The 19,030-nt window shown below is 74.0% G+C and carries 16 protein-coding genes; 4 read left to right on the forward strand and 12 right to left on the reverse strand.

Features of this window, described 5'->3' with window-relative positions; all coding sequences use genetic code 11:
* Nucleotides 1-85 precede the first annotated feature (85 nt).
* Nucleotides 86-667, forward strand: a complete 582-nt coding sequence (locus tag WMF24_RS27280; protein WP_437730321.1) for a serine O-acetyltransferase — start codon at nt 86-88, stop codon at nt 665-667.
* A 294-nt stretch (nt 668-961) separates the two neighbouring features.
* On the opposite strand, the gene WMF24_RS27285 is transcribed toward WMF24_RS27280, so the two are convergent.
* The 8 genes from WMF24_RS27285 to WMF24_RS27320 all read right to left on the reverse strand — a co-directional run bounded on the left by WMF24_RS27285 (nt 962) and on the right by WMF24_RS27320 (nt 11,601).
* Nucleotides 962-2,659, reverse strand: coding sequence for a PrsW family intramembrane metalloprotease (locus tag WMF24_RS27285; protein ID WP_437730322.1), 1,698 nt, complete (start codon nt 2,657-2,659; stop codon nt 962-964).
* Nucleotides 2,660-3,117: 458 nt separating this feature from the next.
* On the reverse strand, nt 3,118-3,807 hold the full coding sequence (locus WMF24_RS27290; RefSeq protein WP_437730323.1) for a LolA family protein: 690 nt from the start codon (nt 3,805-3,807) through the stop codon (nt 3,118-3,120).
* 327 nt (nt 3,808-4,134) lie between these two features.
* Nucleotides 4,135-4,674, reverse strand: a complete 540-nt coding sequence (gene ruvC, locus WMF24_RS27295) for a crossover junction endodeoxyribonuclease RuvC (RefSeq protein ID WP_437730324.1) — start codon at nt 4,672-4,674, stop codon at nt 4,135-4,137.
* Nucleotides 4,675-4,678: 4 nt separating this feature from the next.
* Nucleotides 4,679-6,178 carry an FAD-binding oxidoreductase gene (locus WMF24_RS27300; protein WP_437730325.1) on the reverse strand — a complete coding sequence of 500 codons (1,500 nt, stop codon included), beginning with the start codon at nt 6,176-6,178 and terminating at the stop codon, nt 4,679-4,681.
* A 106-nt stretch (nt 6,179-6,284) separates the two neighbouring features.
* Nucleotides 6,285-8,489: a hypothetical protein gene (locus WMF24_RS27305; protein ID WP_437730326.1), complete on the reverse strand. Its 2,205-nt coding sequence runs from the start codon at nt 8,487-8,489 to the stop codon at nt 6,285-6,287.
* 64 nt (nt 8,490-8,553) lie between these two features.
* Complete coding sequence (locus WMF24_RS27310) at nt 8,554-8,751, reverse strand: hypothetical protein (RefSeq protein WP_437730327.1); 198 nt, start codon at nt 8,749-8,751, stop codon at nt 8,554-8,556.
* 82 nt (nt 8,752-8,833) lie between these two features.
* Nucleotides 8,834-9,910 carry a hypothetical protein gene (locus WMF24_RS27315; protein WP_437730328.1) on the reverse strand — a complete coding sequence of 359 codons (1,077 nt, stop codon included), beginning with the start codon at nt 9,908-9,910 and terminating at the stop codon, nt 8,834-8,836.
* 104 nt (nt 9,911-10,014) lie between these two features.
* Nucleotides 10,015-11,601 (reverse strand): serine/threonine-protein kinase, encoded by a 1,587-nt coding sequence (locus WMF24_RS27320; protein ID WP_437730329.1) that lies wholly within the window; start codon nt 11,599-11,601, stop codon nt 10,015-10,017.
* A gap of 282 nt (nt 11,602-11,883) precedes the next feature.
* On the opposite strand from WMF24_RS27320, the gene pdxH reads away from it, so the two are divergent.
* Nucleotides 11,884-12,471 (forward strand): pyridoxamine 5'-phosphate oxidase, encoded by a 588-nt coding sequence (gene pdxH, locus WMF24_RS27325; protein WP_437730330.1) that lies wholly within the window; start codon nt 11,884-11,886, stop codon nt 12,469-12,471.
* 60 nt (nt 12,472-12,531) lie between these two features.
* Here pdxH and WMF24_RS27330 read toward each other — a convergent pair whose 3' ends face one another.
* Nucleotides 12,532-12,885, reverse strand: coding sequence for an HNH endonuclease (locus WMF24_RS27330; protein WP_437730331.1), 354 nt, complete (start codon nt 12,883-12,885; stop codon nt 12,532-12,534).
* A 180-nt stretch (nt 12,886-13,065) separates the two neighbouring features.
* Between WMF24_RS27330 and WMF24_RS27335 the strand changes: the two genes are divergently transcribed.
* On the forward strand, nt 13,066-13,479 hold the full coding sequence (locus tag WMF24_RS27335) for a secondary thiamine-phosphate synthase enzyme YjbQ (RefSeq protein ID WP_437730332.1): 414 nt from the start codon (nt 13,066-13,068) through the stop codon (nt 13,477-13,479).
* Here the strand turns inward: WMF24_RS27335 and WMF24_RS27340 are convergent.
* Nucleotides 13,460-13,936 carry a globin domain-containing protein gene (locus WMF24_RS27340; RefSeq protein WP_437730333.1) on the reverse strand — a complete coding sequence of 159 codons (477 nt, stop codon included), beginning with the start codon at nt 13,934-13,936 and terminating at the stop codon, nt 13,460-13,462. The two genes, WMF24_RS27335 and WMF24_RS27340, sit on opposite strands and share 20 nt — an antisense overlap.
* 493 nt (nt 13,937-14,429) lie before the next feature.
* Here WMF24_RS27340 and norR point away from each other — a divergent pair, with 493 nt between their 5' ends.
* The gene (gene norR, locus WMF24_RS27345; protein ID WP_437730334.1) at nt 14,430-16,010 is read left to right on the forward strand and encodes a nitric oxide reductase transcriptional regulator NorR; all 1,581 of its coding nucleotides are present in this window, start codon (nt 14,430-14,432) and stop codon (nt 16,008-16,010) included.
* 167 nt (nt 16,011-16,177) lie between these two features.
* Here the strand turns inward: norR and thpR are convergent, their stop codons facing one another.
* The gene (gene thpR / locus WMF24_RS27350; RefSeq protein ID WP_437730335.1) at nt 16,178-16,765 is read right to left on the reverse strand and encodes an RNA 2',3'-cyclic phosphodiesterase; all 588 of its coding nucleotides are present in this window, start codon (nt 16,763-16,765) and stop codon (nt 16,178-16,180) included.
* A 17-nt stretch (nt 16,766-16,782) separates the two neighbouring features.
* Entirely contained in the window at nt 16,783-18,771 is a 1,989-nt protein-coding gene (locus tag WMF24_RS27355; protein ID WP_437738862.1) for a M2 family metallopeptidase, read from the reverse strand.
* Between the last annotated feature and the right edge of the window lie 259 nt (nt 18,772-19,030).

The following is a 19,030-nucleotide window of genomic DNA, read 5'->3' on the forward strand; positions in this document are numbered from 1 at the left end:
CGTACGTGCGGCAGCGCGACGAGCGACGCGAGCGCGCGCCGCGAAAGGTCGCACGGGCGGGGCGGGATGCGCTATCCTCGTCGCGATGCTGCGAACCTTGCGACTCATCGCGGCCGACGTGCGCCAGAAGGCGGCCTGGTGCTACGGCAGCGCATCATCGCCGACGATCCTGAAGACGCTGGCGACCGACGGCACGGCGGCGATGGTGCTCTACCGGTTCACGCAGGCCGCGCGGGCCCACCGGATGCCGGTGCTCGAGATGGTGCTCAACAAGGCGACGAACCTCGCCGGCGGCTGCGTCATCGGGCGCGGCGCGGATTTCGGTCCGGGCTTCGTGCTCATCCACTCGAACGGCGTCGTCATCAACGGCAACGTCCGCGGCGGGTCCAACGTGCTGATCGAGCACCAGGTGACGATCGGCGCCGATCGGCGGCAGACGCCGGTGCTCGGGAGCGACCTCTTCATCGGCGCGGGCGCGAAGATCGTCGGCGGTGTCACGGTCGGCGACGGCGCCAGGATCGGCGCCAACGCCGTGGTCGTTCACGACGTCGCGCCGAACACGACGGTCGTCGGCATCCCCGCGAAACCCGTGCAGCGGCGCGAGGATCGAGCGGCCCAGGCAGCCGCGCGCCCGAGCGCCGACGAGTCGAACGGCTCGCAGAACTGACCTGCGCGGCCGCGAGGCCCTGCCGAACTGCCCGACCCCTAGCGAGGGAACACGTCGCGCGGCACGGCGCGAGAGCAGCGCAAGAGCACCGATCGCGTTGCTCGAGCGAGAAATGAACCGCCAAGGCGCCGAGGACGCCAAGAAGAGGACGATACACTGGCGTCCTTGGCGTCCTTGGCGTCCTTGGCGCCTTGGCGTCCTTGGCGCCTTGGCGTCCTTGGCGCCTTGGCGTCCTTGGCGCCTTGGCGGTTCGAAATTCTGCTCGTTTCAGGCGGGTTCAACCCGCTTGTTGCGCTAGCGAGGGGCTCGCGCGAGGAGCTCCTGCCTGAGCTGCGCGATCTCGTCGCGGAGCGGGCCGATGAAATCGGCGCTCAGCGTCCGGTTCCGCCCCTCCAGCGCGCGCGCCGTGTGCCACTTGCTGAGCGCGAGGCGGGCGCCGGCGCGGATGAAGCTCCGGCCGGTGGCCCCGCGCCAGCCCAGGGTGCACCGGAGCCGACCGATGGGCGAGCAGACGAGCTCCAGCTCGTCCTGGGTGAGCATGCCGAGCGCGACCTCGTCGCGCAGATGATCGCGGATCACCCAGCCCTTGCGGATGACGAGCGCCACGATGATGCCGAAGAACGACGCGACGAAGCACAGCCAGAGCAGGAGCCACGGCATGAAGATGTCCCCCATCGCGCGCCCCAGCGCGGTCGGGAGGAAGTTCCACACCGCGTGCAGCGCGACGCCGAGCAGGTAACCACCGATGGGGGCCGCGACGCGCACCCAGGTCCTCGACGACTCGCGCGCGAGCCCGAAGCCGATCCCGGTCATCGACGTGAACAGCGGGTGAAGCCAGGGCGTGAACACGCCACGCAGGACGAAGGTGCCGGCGAGCACGTCGCTGCCCTGCATCGCGGCGCGCGCGTAGTAGAGCACGTTCTCCACCGCGGCGAACCCGAGCGCGCAGAAGGTGGCGTAGATGATGCCGTCGACGATGCCGTCGAACTCCCGGCGCAGGAAGTAGAAGAAGCCGAACACGCCGAGCCCCTTGAAGAGCTCCTCCGCGAACGGCGCGCTGATCGACGCGCTGACGAGCTCGCCCACCGGCTCGCCGAAGCTGCTGGCGACGCCGACGTGAACGCCGGTGTTGATCAGGATCGAGAAGCCGGTCGCCGCGAGCGCGCCCCAGAGGAACGCCATCAGCAGGCACCACCACGGCTCCGGGTCGTACCGATCGATGATCATCGGGACGAAGAGGTAGATGACGAGCGGCGGGAACGCGAAGAGCGCTCCGACGACCATGGCGCCCAGCATGCTCCCCCCGGACCCGAGCACGCCGAAGAGCGCGAAGATCACGTTGAGCACCGCGCCCGCGATGATGCCGTTGGCCCACAACCACAGCCCGACGATGCGCCGCCGCCGGTCCGGGTCGGGCCTGCGCGCGCCCCGGATGACGACAGGGTAGCCGGCCGGCGAATTCGCGACCGCAGGCTGCAGGGCGCCGTGCGGCCCGGGCCCCTGCAGGGAACGCGCAGGGAGGCCGTGCTGCACGGGAGCGCCGTGCTGCGGTACATGGCCCTGCGCCGGCATCGGCGCACGGCCCGGCAATCCGTGCACCTGCGGGCCGTGACCATGGCCCTGCGGCCCATGGCCGTAGCCGTGGCCCTGCGGGCCGTGACCGTACCCCTGCGGCCCATGGCCGTAGCCGTGGCCCTGCGGGCCGTGACCGTACCCCTGCGGGCCTTGACCGTGGCCCTGCGGGCCTTGACCGTGGCCCTGCGGGCCTTGACCGTACCCCTGCGGGCCATGACCGTGGCCCTGCGGGCCTTGACCGTACCCCTGCGGCCAGCGCGGCGGCTCTGCCGCTGGGACGTGCCCCGCGCCGCGCGCCGGATAGCCCGCGGGGACCTGCCCGCCGCCAGGGCGAGCGTGCTCGGTCGCGCGCTCCGCCGGCCGGGGTTGCTGCTGCGCGCCGGGGAAATCGGGACGGTGTCCGTGGCGGTTGTTCATGGATCGAGCGCGCTCGCGATGTCCTCGTGACAGCGGGGGACCGTCCGGCCGATACGAACGCCCACCCCACGCACGGCGCCGCGAGCAACGGCCACGATCCGCGACCGGCAACCGCCGTCTCGGACCTGCCGCCCGCGCGCGTGGAATCGAAGCATCACTTGATATTTCTACCACGCCGGGGACGCGCCGGGCATATCTCCCGGCGCCATCGGCGTCCCGCGCGGCCGGCGACGTGCACGGGCGCGGTGACGCTCCGCTTCCTCGGCTTCCTCGACGCTGACGCGATCGGACGCGCGTTGACGCGAGCCGACGACGGCGGTTTCCGTGGCGACGGCCGCGGTCCGCGCGAGCGAACCTGCGTGAGGACGGTGCGTGGAGGAAGTGGCGTCAGGGGCTCGAGGAGCCCGACCTGGCGGCGCTCACCGCCGAGGTGAGAACGGTGCGTGAAGCGGATGACGTCAGGGGCGGACGACGCGCGTGCCGGGAGGGGGCGTGAAATCGAACTCGCCCTTCGCGACAGGCTGGTTGACGACCGGCGCCGAGAAGTCGAACCGGTTCCGGTTGCCCTGCGCGTCGAGGATCAGCACGCGACGGACCTGGTTTGTCTGCCCGTCGACGTAAAGCAGCATCTTCTGATAGGCAGGGGTCGCCTCCTTCGGCGTCCCCTCGAGGACATAGCCGCCCTCGAACTTCATCTGCGCAGGGTCGAGCAGGCGCAGAGAGAAATCCTTCGTGAGCTGCCCCTTGCCCATCAGGAACGCGAGCGCCGCCGGGTACTGCGAGCCCTTCACCGGCGTCTCGAACATCTGCTCGTTGTCCTTCTCGTAGACCTTGATCGTCACGCCGTCGGAGACGACGCGGTTTCCGTTCGGCGCGTCGTAGATCCAGCTCATCTTGCCGGGCTTCTCGAAGGTCACCTTGCCGGTGGACACCTTCTTCACGTCCTGGACCTTGATCGTGTAGGTCTGCGTGAAGGTCGCCTTGAAGGTCTTCGTGGAGTCGTAGAACTGCTGGACGCGCCTGCCGAGCTCTTCGGCGGTGGGGCCCGCTGCCTGGGACTCGCCGGCGGTCGCGACGACGACCGTGAAGGGCACCGTCAGCCCGAGGAGGCAAGCAGCGGCCAGGCGGTAAAGTGAGGTTCGCGTCATCCTTCCCGATCTCCTTTGATGTCCGGAGGCGTGCTGCCTCCGCGCTCCGTGAGACGGGGGCGCCGGTGGTGATCGCCGGCTCCCCCGGCGGCCGTCGCCCTCGCTGAAGCCGGGGCGCGCCGCACCGTTTTCCTCTTGGACGCGGCGCGGGCGCGTCCAATGCAGGCTCCATAGCACACGGTGTGTGCGACAGGACCGCCCAGGCGGCGCCCGGCAGACCCGCGTCGACGCGAGGAGCCGCGGCAACGTTCAGCCGCCGCGCCGCGCGCCGCGGACGGGCGATCGGCCACGACGCTCGCCCACGACGCCGCGCCCGGGGGCCCCACGTCAGGCCAGGCGCGCCCGGCGCGGCCGGGACCGGGACGGGGCCGGCGCGCCCGAGGCCGCCAGCGCGGCGGCAAAGCCCGCGGCGCTGAGGTGCGTCATCGCGATGGCGAGCGCGTCGGCGGCGTCCGGCCGCGGCGGCGCGGCGAGGCGCAGGACCGCCGTCATGATCTGCGCCACCTGCGCCTTGTCGGCCGCGCCCCGGCCGACGATCGTCCGCTTCACAAGCGCCGGCGGGTACTCCGCGATCGGCAGGCCGGCCCGCGCCAGCCGGAGCAGCACGACGCCGCGCGCGTGGCCGAGCTTCGCCGCGCTCTGCGCGTCCTTCGCGAAGAACAGGCTCTCCACCGCCGCCGCGTCGGGCGCGAGCGACGCGATCACCTTGCCGAGCTCGTCGTCGATCTCCACGAGCCGGCCGGCGAACGTCCCGCTCGTGTCGATGTCGATGACGCCGTGCGCGACGTGCTCGACGCGCGTGCCCTGCCGCACGAGCAGGCCCCAGCCGAGGTGGCGCGACCCGGGGTCGATGCCGAGGACCCTCATCGCGTCAACACGCCCCGTGCGACGGCGCCACGGCCCGCGTCGGGAACCCCGGCGCGCGCTCGGCCGCGCCGTCGCGATCGGCCGCCTCGAGCGCGCGCCGGGGGAAGATCTTGTGCGGGTTGAGCAGGCCCTTCGGGTCGAACACCGCCTTGATGCGCTTCTGGATCGCGATGAGCTCGGGAGACTGCTCGAGCCCGAGGAACTCGGCCTTGGACGTGCCGATGCCGTGCTCGCCGCTCAGCGTGCCGCGCATGCCGATCACCGCGTGGAACAGGCGCGACAGCGCCGTCTCGACCTGGGGCACGAGCTCGGGGTCGTTCCAGAGCAGGTTCACGTGGAGGTTGCCGTCGCCGGCGTGGCCGTAGGTGAGCATGCGGACGCCGGTCGCCGCCGAGATCTCCGCGACCTCCTCGAGCAGCGCCGGGATCTTGTCGCGCGGGACCACGACGTCCTCCGAGATCTTGTGGCGCGCCATCGCGCGCGTCGTCGGCGAGAGCTGGCGGCGCGCCTCCCACAGCCGGTCGCGCTGCGCCTTGTCCTGCGCGACGAGCACGTCGAGCGCCCCGGCGTCCATGCAGACCTGCCCCACCCGCTCGGTCTGGACCTCGCAGTCCGCGGGCTCGCCGTCGACCTCGATGATCAGCATCGCGCCCGCGCGCTCGTCGACACCGACGCCGCGCGCGCGGACGGCCTCGAGCGTCGGGCGGTCGAGCAGCTCGAGGCAGCGCGGGACGACGCCGGCGGCGACGAGCGCGCTCACGGCGCGGCCGCTCGCGCGCACGTCCGGGAAGAGGCAGAGCAGCGTCATGACCGACGGGGGCTTCGCGATGAGCCGGAGCGTCGCCTCCGTCGTGATCGCCAGCGTGCCCTCGCTGCCGACGAGCAGCGCCGTGACATCGTAGCCCGTCACGCCCTTCACCGTGCGCCGGCCGGTGCGGAGGCGCGTGCCGTCGACGAGGATCGCGTCGAGGCCGAGGACGTAGTCGCGCGTGGGGCCGTACTTGAAGGCGCGCGGCCCGGCGGCGTTCTCGGCGATGTTGCCGCCGAGCGCGCACATCTTGAACGAGTTCGGATCGGGCGGGTAGAAGAGCCCCTCGGCCTCCACCGCCGCGTGCAGGTCGGCGAGGATGACGCCCGGCTCGACGACCGCGACCTGCTCCTCGCGGCTGATCTCCTTGATGGAGTTCATGCCGATCGTGGCGATGACGATCCCGCCCGCCACGGGCACCGCGCCGCCCGACTTGCCGCTGCCGGCGGCGCGCGGCACGACCGGCACCTCCGCCTCGCTCGCCGCCCGCAGCGCCTTCTCGATGTCGGCCGCCGAGGACGCGAGCACGACCGCATCCGGGCTCACCGGCGGCTGATCCGACTCGTCCCCCGCGTAGGCAGCGCACCCCTCGGCCGACGTGATGACCTTGGAGGGGCCAAGCGCGCGCTCCAGGAGCCGGCGCGCCTTGTCGATGGCCGACGCCGACGGGCGGGGGAATGTAGGGTGAAGTCGCATGGCCTTGGTCTGCCTACCTTACCCCGGATCGCCGGGCGATGCTGCGGGATCCGCGCAGGCGGGCTCGGGGGTGGCCGGACCGCGATCGGGTGCCGCGGTGGGGTGGTCAGAGCAGATCGAGGAAGGCGAGGAGCGCCTCGATCGCGGCGGGATCCAGCGCGACGAGGCCCTCGCCCGCGGGCGCGCCGTCGTGGAAGAAGGCGCCCGGCGCGGCGGCGGCGCCCGGCGCGGCGGCGGCGCCCGGCGCGGCGGCGGTGCCCGGCGCGGCGGCGGCGCCAGGGCCGCCCGGCGCGGCGAAGCGCGCCCGCTCGAGCACGTCCCGCAGCGTCCTCGCCGAGCCGTTCGTGAAGTACGGCCGCTTCTTGTAGAGCCGCCGCAGCGACGGCACCCGCGCGCCCTGCTCGTGCACGTACGGGACGACGCCGGTCTTCTCGTACCCGGCCCTCCCCCACACGATCGCCCCCTCGGGCGCGAGCACGAGATCCTCCCAGCGCTCGAACGGCACCGCGGAGCCAGGATCGTCGCTGCGGAGCACGGGCGCGTGGCAGCGCGCGCAGCGATCCCGGAACACCCGCGCGCCGTCGCGCTCGAGCGGCGTGAAGCCCGTGCGGCCGAGGACGGCGGGGTTCGCGCGGTGCGAGAGCTCCATGAGGAAGCTCATGAGCGCGCGGCGGAGCGCCTCGGGCGCGAGCTCGGCGCGCCCGGAAGGCCCATCGCGCCCGGCGAAGACCCCGAGGTCGACGAGCCACGGCGCGGCCTCGCGCGAGAGGGAGAACCACGGGTCGTGGCCGCTCAGCGCGCCCGCGACGCGGAACTCGTTGTCCGCGACCGTCGTGAGATCCGGGTCGAGGGCGCGCGAGAAGTGGGGGCGGTTGTTGAACAGGCCGAGCAGCGGCTTCGTCGTGGCGCGCACGTCGCCGCGGCCCGTGTGGTGCGTGCGGCCGTCGACGTAGCCCTCGAAGTGGCACGTCTCGCAGGTGAAGCGGCTGAGCGGCCCGTCGGTCCTGTTCCAGGGCGCCATCAGCGACGTGAAGAAGAGCGCCTCGCCCAGGCGGACCTCCCCGGAGCGGGCGTCCTCGCCGTCGTGGACCGGCCGCTTCACGAGCTCGCCGCCGGCGTCGAGCAGCCACGCGTCGAGCAGGGGGTCCGCGTAGGCGAACGCGCCGCCGCCGAGCGCGGCCATCGCGGCGACGCCGGGGGCGAGCGGGCGGGTGGAGACCTCCGGCGCAGGCGAGAGGCCGGCCTCCGCGGCGCGGAAGAGGAGCTCGGCGCGGCGATCGCCGCCGTAGCCGGTCGCGATCACGCGCACGTCGGCCGAGCCGGGGACGGCCGAGATCGCGATCGCCTTCGGGGTGAGGACGCCGTGCTCCGAGACGTTCACGGCCGAGAGCCGCGCGACCTCGGGCCGGGCGCCCGTCGCGACACGGTAGAGGAAGACGAACGAGTCGATGTAGCCGAACGATCCGCCGGTCCTGTCGAGCGGGTGATCCTCGACCCCGCCGGCGGCCAGGAGGAGCCCGCCGCCTTCGGTCTCGAGCGCGTCGAAGCTCCAGATCGGGCCGTCGTGGCGGATGCGCGCCGCGCCGCCGGGGAGCGGGCGGCCGTCCGGGCCGACCGGGAGGACGACGAGCGTGTGGTCGAGGAGGCAGCCGACGAGGAGGTGACGCGCGAGGCGCACGACGCGGAAGGGACCGGCGCCGATCGGCTCGTCCCAGCGCTCGAGCGCGAGGTGCCCGTCCGCGCCGGCGGGGCCGGGGCGCAGCGTGACGAGCGCGCCGGCGCGCTCGTCGAGCGCGTAGAGGACGCCCTCGGGGCCGGCGGCGAGGTCGCGGACGCCGCGGACGCCGGCGAGCTCGACGCGGCCGGAGGGCTCGATCGAGGTGCCTCGGAGGGCGTAGCGGAAGAGCGCGGGCGACGCCTCGCCGCTCGCGAAGACCTCGCCGGAGGGCAGGACCGCGACCCCCGTCGGCGAGGCCGGCGCGGGGGCGCGGGAGAGCTCGCGCAGCGACGCGTCGAGCAGGACGAGCGCGTCGCGGCCGCGGAGCGGCGAGAGCAGCGCAGGAGCGCCCGGCGCGGCGGGGCGGCCCCGCGGATCCACGGGGCGGAGCGCGATCGGGTCGGGCCCGTGGAGGCGGTCGGAGCTGGGCTGGCGGGAGAAATCGGTCGCGGCGCGGCGCGACGCCTCGAGCTGCCGCAGCGGCTCGAGCGGATCCGGCGCGCCGCCGGCGGGGGCCGGCGCGGCGGGGCGGCCGTCGCAGGCCAGGGCGGCGAGGGCGAGCGAGAGCGCTAGCGCGAGGCGCACCGCGTCCATGCGTCGAGGCGACAGGGCGGCGACCCGCGGCGCCGCAGGGCGGCGGTCCGCGCCGCCGCGCGGTTCACCAGCCGCCGGTGCTCGCCGGCTTGGCGGTCTCGACCGGCGCCGCCTTCGCGGGCTCAAGCGTGGCCGCGGGCTTCGCCGCCTCGGCCGTGGCGGCGGCCTTCGGCGGCTCGGGCGCCACCTGCGCGGGCTTGTCCTCGCAGCCAAAGAGAGACACGGCGCCGAGCGCCACGAGCACCGTCAAGACATTCTTCATGGCTCCTCCTGGATGAGCGGGGCAAGCCAAGCACATCCGCCGGGCGCTCGGAAGAGGGCGCGCCGCCCGCACCGCGCTCCGATCAGAGCTTGCCCTCGATCCACACGCTCCCGGGGCCGATGCCGAGGCGCGCGCTCCAGGGCGCGCCGCCCGACAGCCCGCGCGCGGACGGCGTCGCGGCGGGCGGCGCAGAGGGGGCGGTGATCCACAGGATCGCCCCGCCGGCGGCGAGGACCGCCCCGGCGATGAACACCGCCGTCCCGATGTTGCCCTTCGCGACCGCGTCGTCGCGCAGGTCGAGGCCCTCCTGGTCGACGCACTCGCCCGCCGCGTTGCAGTGGCCGCCCTCGGTGGCCTTGTCGAAGGTCGACTTGGCCATGAAGCCGAGCGCGGTGCCCACGCCGAGCCCGACGACGCCGAGCCCCACCCCCACCATGCCGATCGGCCTGCGGACGCTCCCGCCCTGCGGCGCGGGCGCGTCGGCCGCGGGCGGGTGGACCGGCGGCGTGACGCTCGCCTTCGGCGCGCTGCTCGTCCCCGGGGCGGCGCTCGACGCCGGCGCGCGCTCGAGCGCCGGCACGGTGACGCTCACGACACCAGGCTTCCCGAGCTCGACCTTCGTCTCCCAGGGCCTGTACCCGGGCGCCGCGGCCGCGACCCGGTGCTCGCCGGGGTCGAGCGGCACCGCCGTCCCCCAGAGCGCGCGCCCCACGGGGACACCGTCGCGCGTGAGCTCCAGGCCGGGGATCGCCGCCTCCGGCGGGACAACGATCTGCAGGCGCGAGAGCCGCGGCTCGAGCGCGGCGGCGCGGGCGCGCGCGACCCGCTCGCGCTCGAGCTGCCCGGCCGACAGCGAGGCGGCCGCGACGTCACGGAAGCCGATCCACGCCGTGGCCGTCCTGCCGGTGCGCTCGTGGCAATCCGAGAGGTTGAAGAGGGTGCCGATGCCCGGGTCGATCCCGTGGCTCTCCGCGAACTTCGGGCACGCCTCGGCGTACTTGCCCGCGGCCATCAGCGCGCGCCCCTCGTCGAACAGCGCAACCGCGGCGGCGCGCTCCTCCGGGGTGGGATCCGCGGCGCGCGCGGCCGGCGCGAGCGCGGTGAGCGCGGCGAGCGCCGACAGGACCGCGAGCGCCCGGCGAGGCGCGCCGGCGGTCATCGGAGGCGCGCTGGAGGCCGCTGCGCGGCGGCCGGCCTCCGGACAGGTGCTCGACGGACGACGATGGCAGAGCAAGACGGGACCTCGCTTGGGCTCACGTTGTGTCATCGCGGATCGGAGAAGAGCTCGTCTTGCGGCCGGGGCGCCGCGGGCCTTGGCGCCGCCGAGGGCCGCGCCGGCGGCCGCGTACCCCTGACGGATGCGGCGGGCTTCGGCGCCGCAGATCCGCTCGCCCTCGGCGGCTGCTGCGCCGTCGCGCTCGCGCTCGGCTGCACCGTCACGCTCGACGGCGGCGCCGTCGCGCTCGCGCCTGCCTGCGGCGCGGGGCCGCCGTCGAGGAGCCCGGGGGCCTCGCCGGCCGCGGGATCGACCGCGGGCGACGGCGCGGCGCGCGGCGGGGCCTCGGGCGCCGACGAGGGAGCCACGGAGGCAGCGGGCGCGGCGTCCGACGCGGGCGGGCGGAGCGCGAACCACGCGAGCCACGCGGCGCCGAGGAGCGCCGCGGCGATGCCCGCCGCGACCCCGACGGCGCGCGCCCCGGGGCGGCCCGACGAGGCGCGCGTGCCGCCCCAGGAGCGATCCGTGGCCGCGCCGTCGGCCAGCAGCGCGGTGGGCGCGCCCCACGCGGAACCGGCCGGCACGCTCGGCCCGCTCGAGCTGCGACCGGGCTGCGGCGTCCCGCCGGGGGGCCCCGGCGCCGTGGAGAGCGGGGCCCGCGGCGGCCCCAGCGAGCGGCCGCCGGCGGCAGCCCCCTCCGTCATCGAGTCGAGGCGGACCCGCAGCACGCGCGCGGCGCGCTCGGCGAGGTGCTGCGCGTGCGGCGGCGCGAACGGGGCGAGCTCGGCGGCGAGCTCGGCGATGTTGCCGAAGCGATCGGCGGGGCTCTTCTGCAGGCAGCGCTGCACCACCCAGTCGATCCGCCCGGGCACGTCGGCGCGCAGGGCGCCGAGCCGCGGCGGCCCCTCCAGGATGCGGTCGTAGATCTCCATCACCGAGTCGCCCCGGAAGGGAATGGCGCCCGTGAGGAGCTGGTAAAGGATGGCGCCCATCGACCAGACGTCGGCGCGCGCGTCGACGTTCTTCGAGGAGACCATCTGCTCCGGCGCCATGTAGAGCGGAGAGCCCAGCATCGCGGAGCTCTCGGTCATGTCGTGCTCCCTGGGCGCCGCGGACTCGGCCGCCCCGAGGGCCATCTTGGAGATGCCGAAGTCGATGACCTTGAGGAGCGGGCTGCCGTCGGCCCGCTGGCTCAGGAACAGGTTGCCCGGCTTGAGGTCGCGGTGGACGATGCCCAGCGCGTGCGCCTCCGCGAGCGCCTCGCACGCCTGCAGCAGGTAGTCGCAGGCGAGCTCGACCGGCAGCGGCCCGCGATCGCGCAGCAGCGCCTTCAGGTCGGTGCCCTCGAGGTACTCCATGACGAGGTAGGGCTCGCCGCGCGCGAGCGTGCCGACGTCGTACACGCGCGTCACGTGCTCGCTCCGGATGCGCGCGGCGGCCTGCCCCTCGCGCAGGAAGCGCGCCACGAGGTCCGCGCGCTCGCGGGCCTTCGGCAGCAGGAACTTGATGGCCACCCGCTCGCCGAGCAGGAGATGGCGGGCGGCGACGACCACGCCCATCCCGCCCTCACCGAGGACGCGCTCGACCTCGTATTTGTCCGCGAGGACGTCCCCCACGCTCACCGGTGCGACCATGCACGCCCTCGCTCTGGCTCCTCGCTAGTATCAAAACAGGGAGTGGGCCACAACGCGAGCCTTCCCGGAATCCGGAAGCCGAACCGAAACCGGAACCAGAGCGGAACCGGAAGCGAAGCGACGCCGCGGGCTCGGGGCGACGCGGCGCACTGTCCGCGCGCCGTTGCCGTACGGTTCCCCCATCATTCCCCCATCGTTCCCCCATCGTTCGCGCACCGTTCGCGCACCGTTCGGGTTCGCCAGGGGCGCCCCGCGCCTGTATATGCATGCCGCAATTTCGCCATGACCACCGAGCCGAACGATCCCCTCGTCCTCGCGCGCGATCTCCTCGAGCTGCGGCAGACCACCGAACCGACCGACGCGACGGCCATGACGCTGGCCACCGCGGACGCGTCCGGGCGCCCCTCGGCGCGGATGGTGCTGCTCAAGGGCATCGACGATCGCGGGTTCGTGTTCTTCACCAACTATGCGAGCCGCAAGGCGGCGGAGCTCGAGGCGAACCCGTTCGCCGCGCTGTGCATCCACTGGGCGAAGGCGGCGGAGCAGATCCGCGTGGAGGGCCGCGTGGAGCGGATCGGCGAGGCGGAGTCGGACGCCTACTTCGCGACGCGCCCCCGCGGCAGCCAGATCGGCGCGTGGGCGTCGCGGCAGAGCGCGCCGCTGCCCTCGCGCGAGCGGCTCATCGAGCGCGTGGACGAGATCGAGGCCCGCTTCGAGGGGCGGCCGGTGCCCCGGCCGGCGTTCTGGGGCGGCTACCGGGTCGTGCCGGAGCGCGTCGAGCTGTGGCGCGGCCAGGAGAGCCGCCTGCACGACCGCGTTGTCTACCTGCGCGACGGCGACGGCTGGCGCGTCGAGCGGCTCTACCCCTGATCGCGGCGGCGCTGCGCCCCGCTCGATCGCGGCGCCACGCCCCGCTCGATCGCGGCGACGCTACGCCCCGCTGATGCGACGGCGGCTCGCCTTGCGCTCCTTGAGCCGCTCGATCACCGCGACGAGCTTCGGGTCGTCGCGGCGCCGGACGTCGAGCCGCATGCCCTTCAGCGCGTTGCACCGGCCGCACGCGAGCGCCAGGTTGTCGAGCGCGTCGGTGCCGCCGTGCGTGCGCGGGACGATGTGCTCTATCGTCGCGCGCTGGATCGGCTCGCCGTCGAGGCCGACGACGACGTGCGACAGGCAGTGGATGCACTTGCCCACCCACGCCGCCTGGCCGCGGATCTCGGTGCGCTCGAACGTCGCGTCGGTCGCCACGATGTCCAGGATCAACCGGCGCCGCGCGGCCTTCACGGCGCTCGACCGTAGCCTGCGCGCGCCCGGCCCGCACGCGGTTCGCGCCGGGCCGGCAGGTGGGCTATGGAGCCCCCGAGCCGGCGCGCGCCCGCGGGGGGCAGGCGGCCGCGGCGCGACCGCGCTGTCGCTGATCGCGCGCGCCCCGTCACGGCCCGCGAGGGGCGCGCAGGAGGAGCCATGAAGTCGAAGACCGACTATTTCTACTTCGAGACGAAGGCCAAGCGCGAGCTCATCAACGTCACCGACCGCGTCGCGGCCGTCGTCGCCGCGAGCGGCATCCGGGAGGGAATGGTGCTCGTGAGCGCCATGCACATCACCGCCGGCGTGTTCGTGAACGACCACGAGCCGGGCCTCTGGGAGGACATCTGGACGTGGCTCCAGGAGCTCGCTCCCGAGGGGCCCGACTACAACCACCACAGGACCGGCGAGGACAACGGCGACGCCCACCTCAAGTCGATCCTCGTGCACCACCAGGTGATCGTGCCGATCACCGCGGGCAAGCTCGACCTCGGCCCGTGGCAGCAGATCTTCTACGCGGAGTTCGACGGCAAGCGGCGCAAGCGCGTCGTCGTCAAGGCGATGGGGGAGTGACGCCGCCTTCGGCCTGGCCCGCCGCCCGCGCCGCGTGCGACGCGCCGCCGTGCTCCCGCGCCCCGCGCTGCATGAGCGAGGCGATCGCGCCGAGCGCGTCCGACCAGGCCTGCTTGTGCGCCGGCGTCCAGTCCGCGCCGGCGACCTCGGACATGGCGGTGATCAGCGCGTCGGCGACCCAGGGGTACATCTCGTCCGTGACGCCGTAGTCGACGTGCTTGGCCCCCATCGCCATGAGCTTCTCCTCGAGCCAGGACGCGTCCTCCAGCCGGTCCATGACCGCGACGAGCGCCTCCGCGAGCATCTTCTCCTGATGGTCCCGGCTGTTGCGCCCGAAGAGCGGCCGCACCTGCGGGTAGCGCGAGAACAGGATCCCGTAGAAACGGTGCGTGAGGTTGGGCTCCCTCTGGAGCACGAGCTCGAAGCTCTCCCGCAGCAAGCCAACGTTCAGTCCCATGACATTCCTCCCAGCCGGGCGCTGCGCCGGGCGCAGGCCGTCTTCGATCGTCACTTCGCGATCAGCTCGCGTGAGCTCGCGTCAGCCCGCGTCACAGCGTCGGCTCACGTGAAGCCCACAAGATTCACCGTCTGATTCGCCCGTCGGCTCGCAGGCTTCGCACGGGCCGTGCCAGAGGCGCCCCGCCAGCCAATCGCGACGATCCCGCCGGATTCCCGCCGGATTCCCGCCGGATTCCCGCCGGATCCCGCGGGCTCGACGCGGCCGGACGCCCCGCGGCGGTCTCCTCGGGGAAACCCGGTCCGCGGCCGCGTGCGGCCGCGCGGTGCGCGGTCGTCGCTCGCGCGCTCGATCGCACGCTCGATCGCGCGCCGCCCCGCCTGCGCGCTTGCCCCGGCCGACCCTGCGGTGTTTCCTGCGGTGGTTACGCTGTCTCCTGCCGTGGTTTCCGGCAGGAAACCGGAGCCTCCCCCGTCCCCCCGAGGAAACCTGCGTGCCCCTGCTCGACGCCGTGCTCAGCCTGTCCGAAGCGACCGCCCGCGACGAGGCGCTGCAGCGGATCCTGCGCGCGCTCGCGCGGGCGACCGCGGCGGACGCGCTGTCGGTGCTCACGGCCGCGGCCGACGGCTCGGTCGACGTCGCCGCGCAGATCGGGCTCTCGCCGGCGGCCCTGGGGCTCAGCTTCCGGCCCGCGGAGCACCCGCGGCTCCGCAGGGCGACCCTGGCGGCCGGGCCGATCCGGTTCCTCGACCCGAGCGAGCCCGACCCGTACAGCGGCTGGCTGCTCGGCAACCCCGGCGAGATCCACCCGATCCACGCCTGCATGGCCGTCCCGCTCCGCGTCCAGGGCCGCCTTGCCGGGCTGCTCACGCTGGACGCCTGCGATCCCCACGGCCTCCGCGGCCTCCGCGACGAGGACGCGCGCGTGTTCGCCGGGCTCTGCGCCGGCGCGCTGCGGCTCGACGCGGGCGCGGAGCCGGCCCTCACCGCAGAGGCGCGATGCGCGGCCGGCGCCGCGCTGCCCGGCCGCTCGGCCGCGATGCGGCGGGTCGAGCGCGAGATCGAGGTGCTCGCCCCGCTGTCGGTGCCGGTGCTCGTCACGGGCGAGACGGGCGTGGGGAAGGAGCTCGTCGCCCGCGCGCTGCACGAGCGGTCGCCCCGGGCGGCCCGGGCGCTCGTCGTCGTCAACTGCGCCGCGATCCCGGCGCAGCTCGTCGAGTCGGAGCTGTTCGGCCACCGAAAGGGAGCCTTCACCGGCGCGACGGCGGCGCGCGCCGGCAGGTTCGAGGCGGCCCACGGCGGGACGATCTTCCTCGACGAGATCGGCGAGCTCCCCCTGGCCGCGCAGGCGCAGCTCCTGCGCGCGCTGCAGGAGGGGGAGATCCAGCCCGTGGGCGAGGACCGCGCGCGCCGCGTCGACGTGCGGGTCATCGCGGCCACGAACCGCGATCTGCGGCGCGAGGTCGCCGAGGGGCGCTTCCGCGCCGATCTGTTCCACCGGCTCTGGGTCTACCCGATCTGCGTGCCCCCGCTGCGCGAGCGGCGCGAGGACATCCCGGCGCTCTGCGAGCGCTTCGCCGCGGAGATCGCGGCCGAGCTCGGCGCCGCGCGCGTGGACCTCACCGAGCCGGCGCTGCGCGCGCTCGCGCAGGGCGCCTGGCCGGGCAACGTGCGCGAGCTGAAGAACGCCGTGGAGCGCGCCGTGCTGCGCCGCACGATGGCCGAGGGCCCCGGCGCCGCCGGCAGGGCGCTCGTCCTCCGCCGCGAGGACGTGGACGTCGGCGACGACGCCGTCGAGCGCGGCGCGCTGGTTTGCCCGGGCGCGCCGCTCGTCGAGACCGCCGGAGGAGCGCGGCTGTGGCGCGCGGACGCGCCGCCGGAGGCGCCCGTGGAGCCGCTCGCCGAGGCGCTGGAGCGGGCGCGCCGCGAGGCGTTCGCGCGCGCCTTCCGGGCGGCGGGCGGTAACGCCGCGATGGCCGGCCGGCTGCTCGGGCTGAGCCGCTCGTTCGCCTACAAGGAGGCGGTGCGGCTCGGGCTCATCCCCGCGCCCGCGCCCACGCCGCGCAAGCGCTGAGGCGCCCGGGCCAGCACCTCGGGGTCAGATCTCCTGCCAGGGCTCTGCCTCGCGAGAGCGAAAGAGATTCAACGCAAAGACGCAAAACTGCAAAGATTTCTTTTTTTGCGCCTTTGCGTCTTTGCGCCTTTGCGTTGAAATCTCTCTCCTGATCCGTGGGACGACGCTCAGCGCCCCGGCTCCGGGGCGCCGATCCCCTCGAGCGGCACCCGCGCGAGCGCCGTGTAGCGCGCGCCCTTCGGGGTCAGCTCGCTCTGGTAGACGATGATCTCCTCGATCCGCGTGTCGCCGAAGTCGACGTCGCCGATCGCCTGGGCGCACGCGTCGAGCGCCGGATCGCCGCGCGGGTCGCGCGAGCGGGCGAGGGTGAGGTGCGGCTCGAACGGCCGGTCCTCCGGCACGTAGCCCGTCGACATCGAGAGCGTCTGCTCGAGGTCGCGGTGGATCGCGGTGAGGGCGCGGACGTCGCCGCCCACGCCGAGCCACAGGACGCGCGGGCGGCGCCGCGTGCCGAACGCGCCCCCCTTCTGGATGCGCAGCGTGAGCGGCCTGTGGAAGGCGGCGACGCTCCCGGCCGCCGCGATGACGAGCGGCAGGCGCTCCTCTCCGATCTCGCCCATGAAGGCGAGCGTGATATGCAGCCCGGCAGGCTCCACCCACTTGGCGGACGGAGCCCGGGGCGAGAGCTCCCGAAGGAGATCTCCAGCCTTGGCGAGGAGCTCGGCTCCCGGATCGACAGCGACGAAGACGCGCACAGCTCACCTACGCCCGACTACCACCCACAGACTTCATTCTTGTTCTGCTCCTTCAGCCACCGCCGGAGCGGCTCGAAGTACTCAAGCACCGCGCCAGCATCGGCCTCGCGCTCGCCCGTCATCGCCTGCATCGCCTCCTGCCACGGGCGGCTCGCGCCGAGCGACAGCATGGCGCGCAGCTTCTCCCCGGCGGCCTCGCTGCCGTGGATGGAGCAGGCGTGGAGCGGCCCCGTGTGCCCGGCCGCCTTGCACAGCGCGCGGTGGAACTGGAACTGATAGATGTGCGCGAGGAAGTAGCGCGTGTACGTGACGCCCGCCGCGACGTGGTACTTCGCCCCCGGGTCGAAGTCGGCCTCGCTGCGGGGCACCGGCGGCGCGACGCCCTGGTACTTCAGCCGCAGCGCCCACCACGCCTTGTTGTAGTCGGCCGGCCTCGTCTTGCCCGAGAAGACGTCCCACCGCCATTGATCGATGAGCTTGCCGAACGGCAGGAACGCGATCTTGTCGAGCGCCTTCTTGAAGAGGAAGTTGATGAGCCCCTTCTCGTCCTCGGGCACCCTGTCAACGAGCCCCAGCGTCTTCAGGTAGCTCGGCGTCACCGAGAGGGCCAGCGTGTCCCCGATCCCCTCGTGGAAGCCCTCGTTGGCGCCCGACTGGAACAGGATCGGGAGCTCGTGATACTGATGATAATAATAGACGTGCCCGAGCTCGTGGTGGATCGTGATGAGATCCTCCTCCGTCGGCTCGATGCACATCTTGATGCGGAGATCGTCCCGATCGCCGACGTCCCAGGCGCTCGCGTGGCAGACCACGTCGCGGTCGACCGGCTTCTTGAACAGCGATCGTTCCCAGAAGGTCGCCGGCAGCGGATCGAAGCCGAGCGAGGTGAAGAACCGCTCGCCGAGGGAGACCATCTGCTTCTCGTCGAGCTTCTTCGCCTTGATCTTCCGCGTCACGTCGAGCGACGGCTGGCCCTTGTACGGCTCCATGAGCGCGTAGACGTGCGACCACTCCTGCGCCCACATGTTGCCGAGCACGTGGGCCGGGATCGGGGCCTTGTCGCCGATCCTGTCCTTCCCGTAGGTCGCGCGCAGCCTGGCGCGAACGTAGCAGTGCAGCTCGTCGTAGAGCGGCTTCAGCTGGCCCCAGAGCCGGTCGGTCTCGGCCTCGAACGCCTCGGGGGTCATGTCGTAGCCGGCCCGCCAGAGCGCGCCGACGTCCGGGAAGCCGATCTCCGCGGCGCCCTTGTTGCCCAGGGCGACGTAGCGCTCGAACTTCGGCCGGAGGGGCGGCGCGATCGCGTGCCAGCCCGCCCACGCCTCGAGCAGCTCGTCCCAGGTGCGGCTGGTCCTGAGGACCTCGGAGAGGTCGCTCAGCTCGAGGCACTTCGGCGCCGCCGCGCCCGCGGCGCCGCCCCGGGCCGCGGCGCCCGCCGCCGCGGCGCTTCCCGTCGCGACACCAGGCGCCGAGACCCCTCCCGTCGCCGCGCGCGCGGCCTGCCCCAGCTTGCCCTTCGGGCAATACTTGCCCTTGCCGTACAGGCTGGTCATCTCGACCGCGAGCGCCGCGAGCTCCGCGCGCTCGGCCGGGTCGCTCGGCGCAGGCAGGGTGGTCGAGACCTTGAGGAGCGTCCGCTGGCGCGCGAGATCCGGGGGCAGCGCGAGGCCATCGAAGCGCGTCGCCGCCTTCATCGTGCGGCTCAGGTACGCCATCATCTCCTCCTCGGCGGAGGCGGCGAGCGCGTCGGTGTCGTCCGTGAGGTAGGTCTGGTTGACCCAGGCCGCGCGCGCGGACCGCAGGCGCAGCGCGCGCAGGTCCCTGTCGACGCCGGAGAAGAAGGCCTGCGCCTCGGCCCCCGTGGCGGGCGCCGCCTGGCGGGGGGCGGCCTGGGGCGGCGCCGCGGGCGCGGCCAGCGCCGCGGGCGCCTGCTGGCCGGGGGACGGCGGCGGCGCGGGCGGGGACGCGGCGCCGCTGCAGGCCGCGCCGAGCCCGAGCGCGACCACCATCACGGGGCGCAGGACGGCCGTCCGGGCAAGGGCATGGCGGACCACGGGCCCTTCATACACGCCGGAAGGTGCCGTGGGAACCGGGAGCGACGCGCGATCGACGCGGCCCGCCCCCCGCGGCGCCCTCCCCGCGACCAGGACGAACCGGCCGCGGTGACGACTGCCAAGCGGCCGTCAACTGCCGTTACAATGCCGACCCACCATGCGGAACGCTCTCGCGCCCAGGGCCACGACCTCCAGCGAGCCTCGGCCTCGCCGC

It is taken from the genome of Sorangium sp. So ce1335, assembly GCF_051521615.1.
In the GTDB taxonomy this organism is placed as follows: domain Bacteria; phylum Myxococcota_A; class Polyangia; order Polyangiales; family Polyangiaceae; genus Sorangium.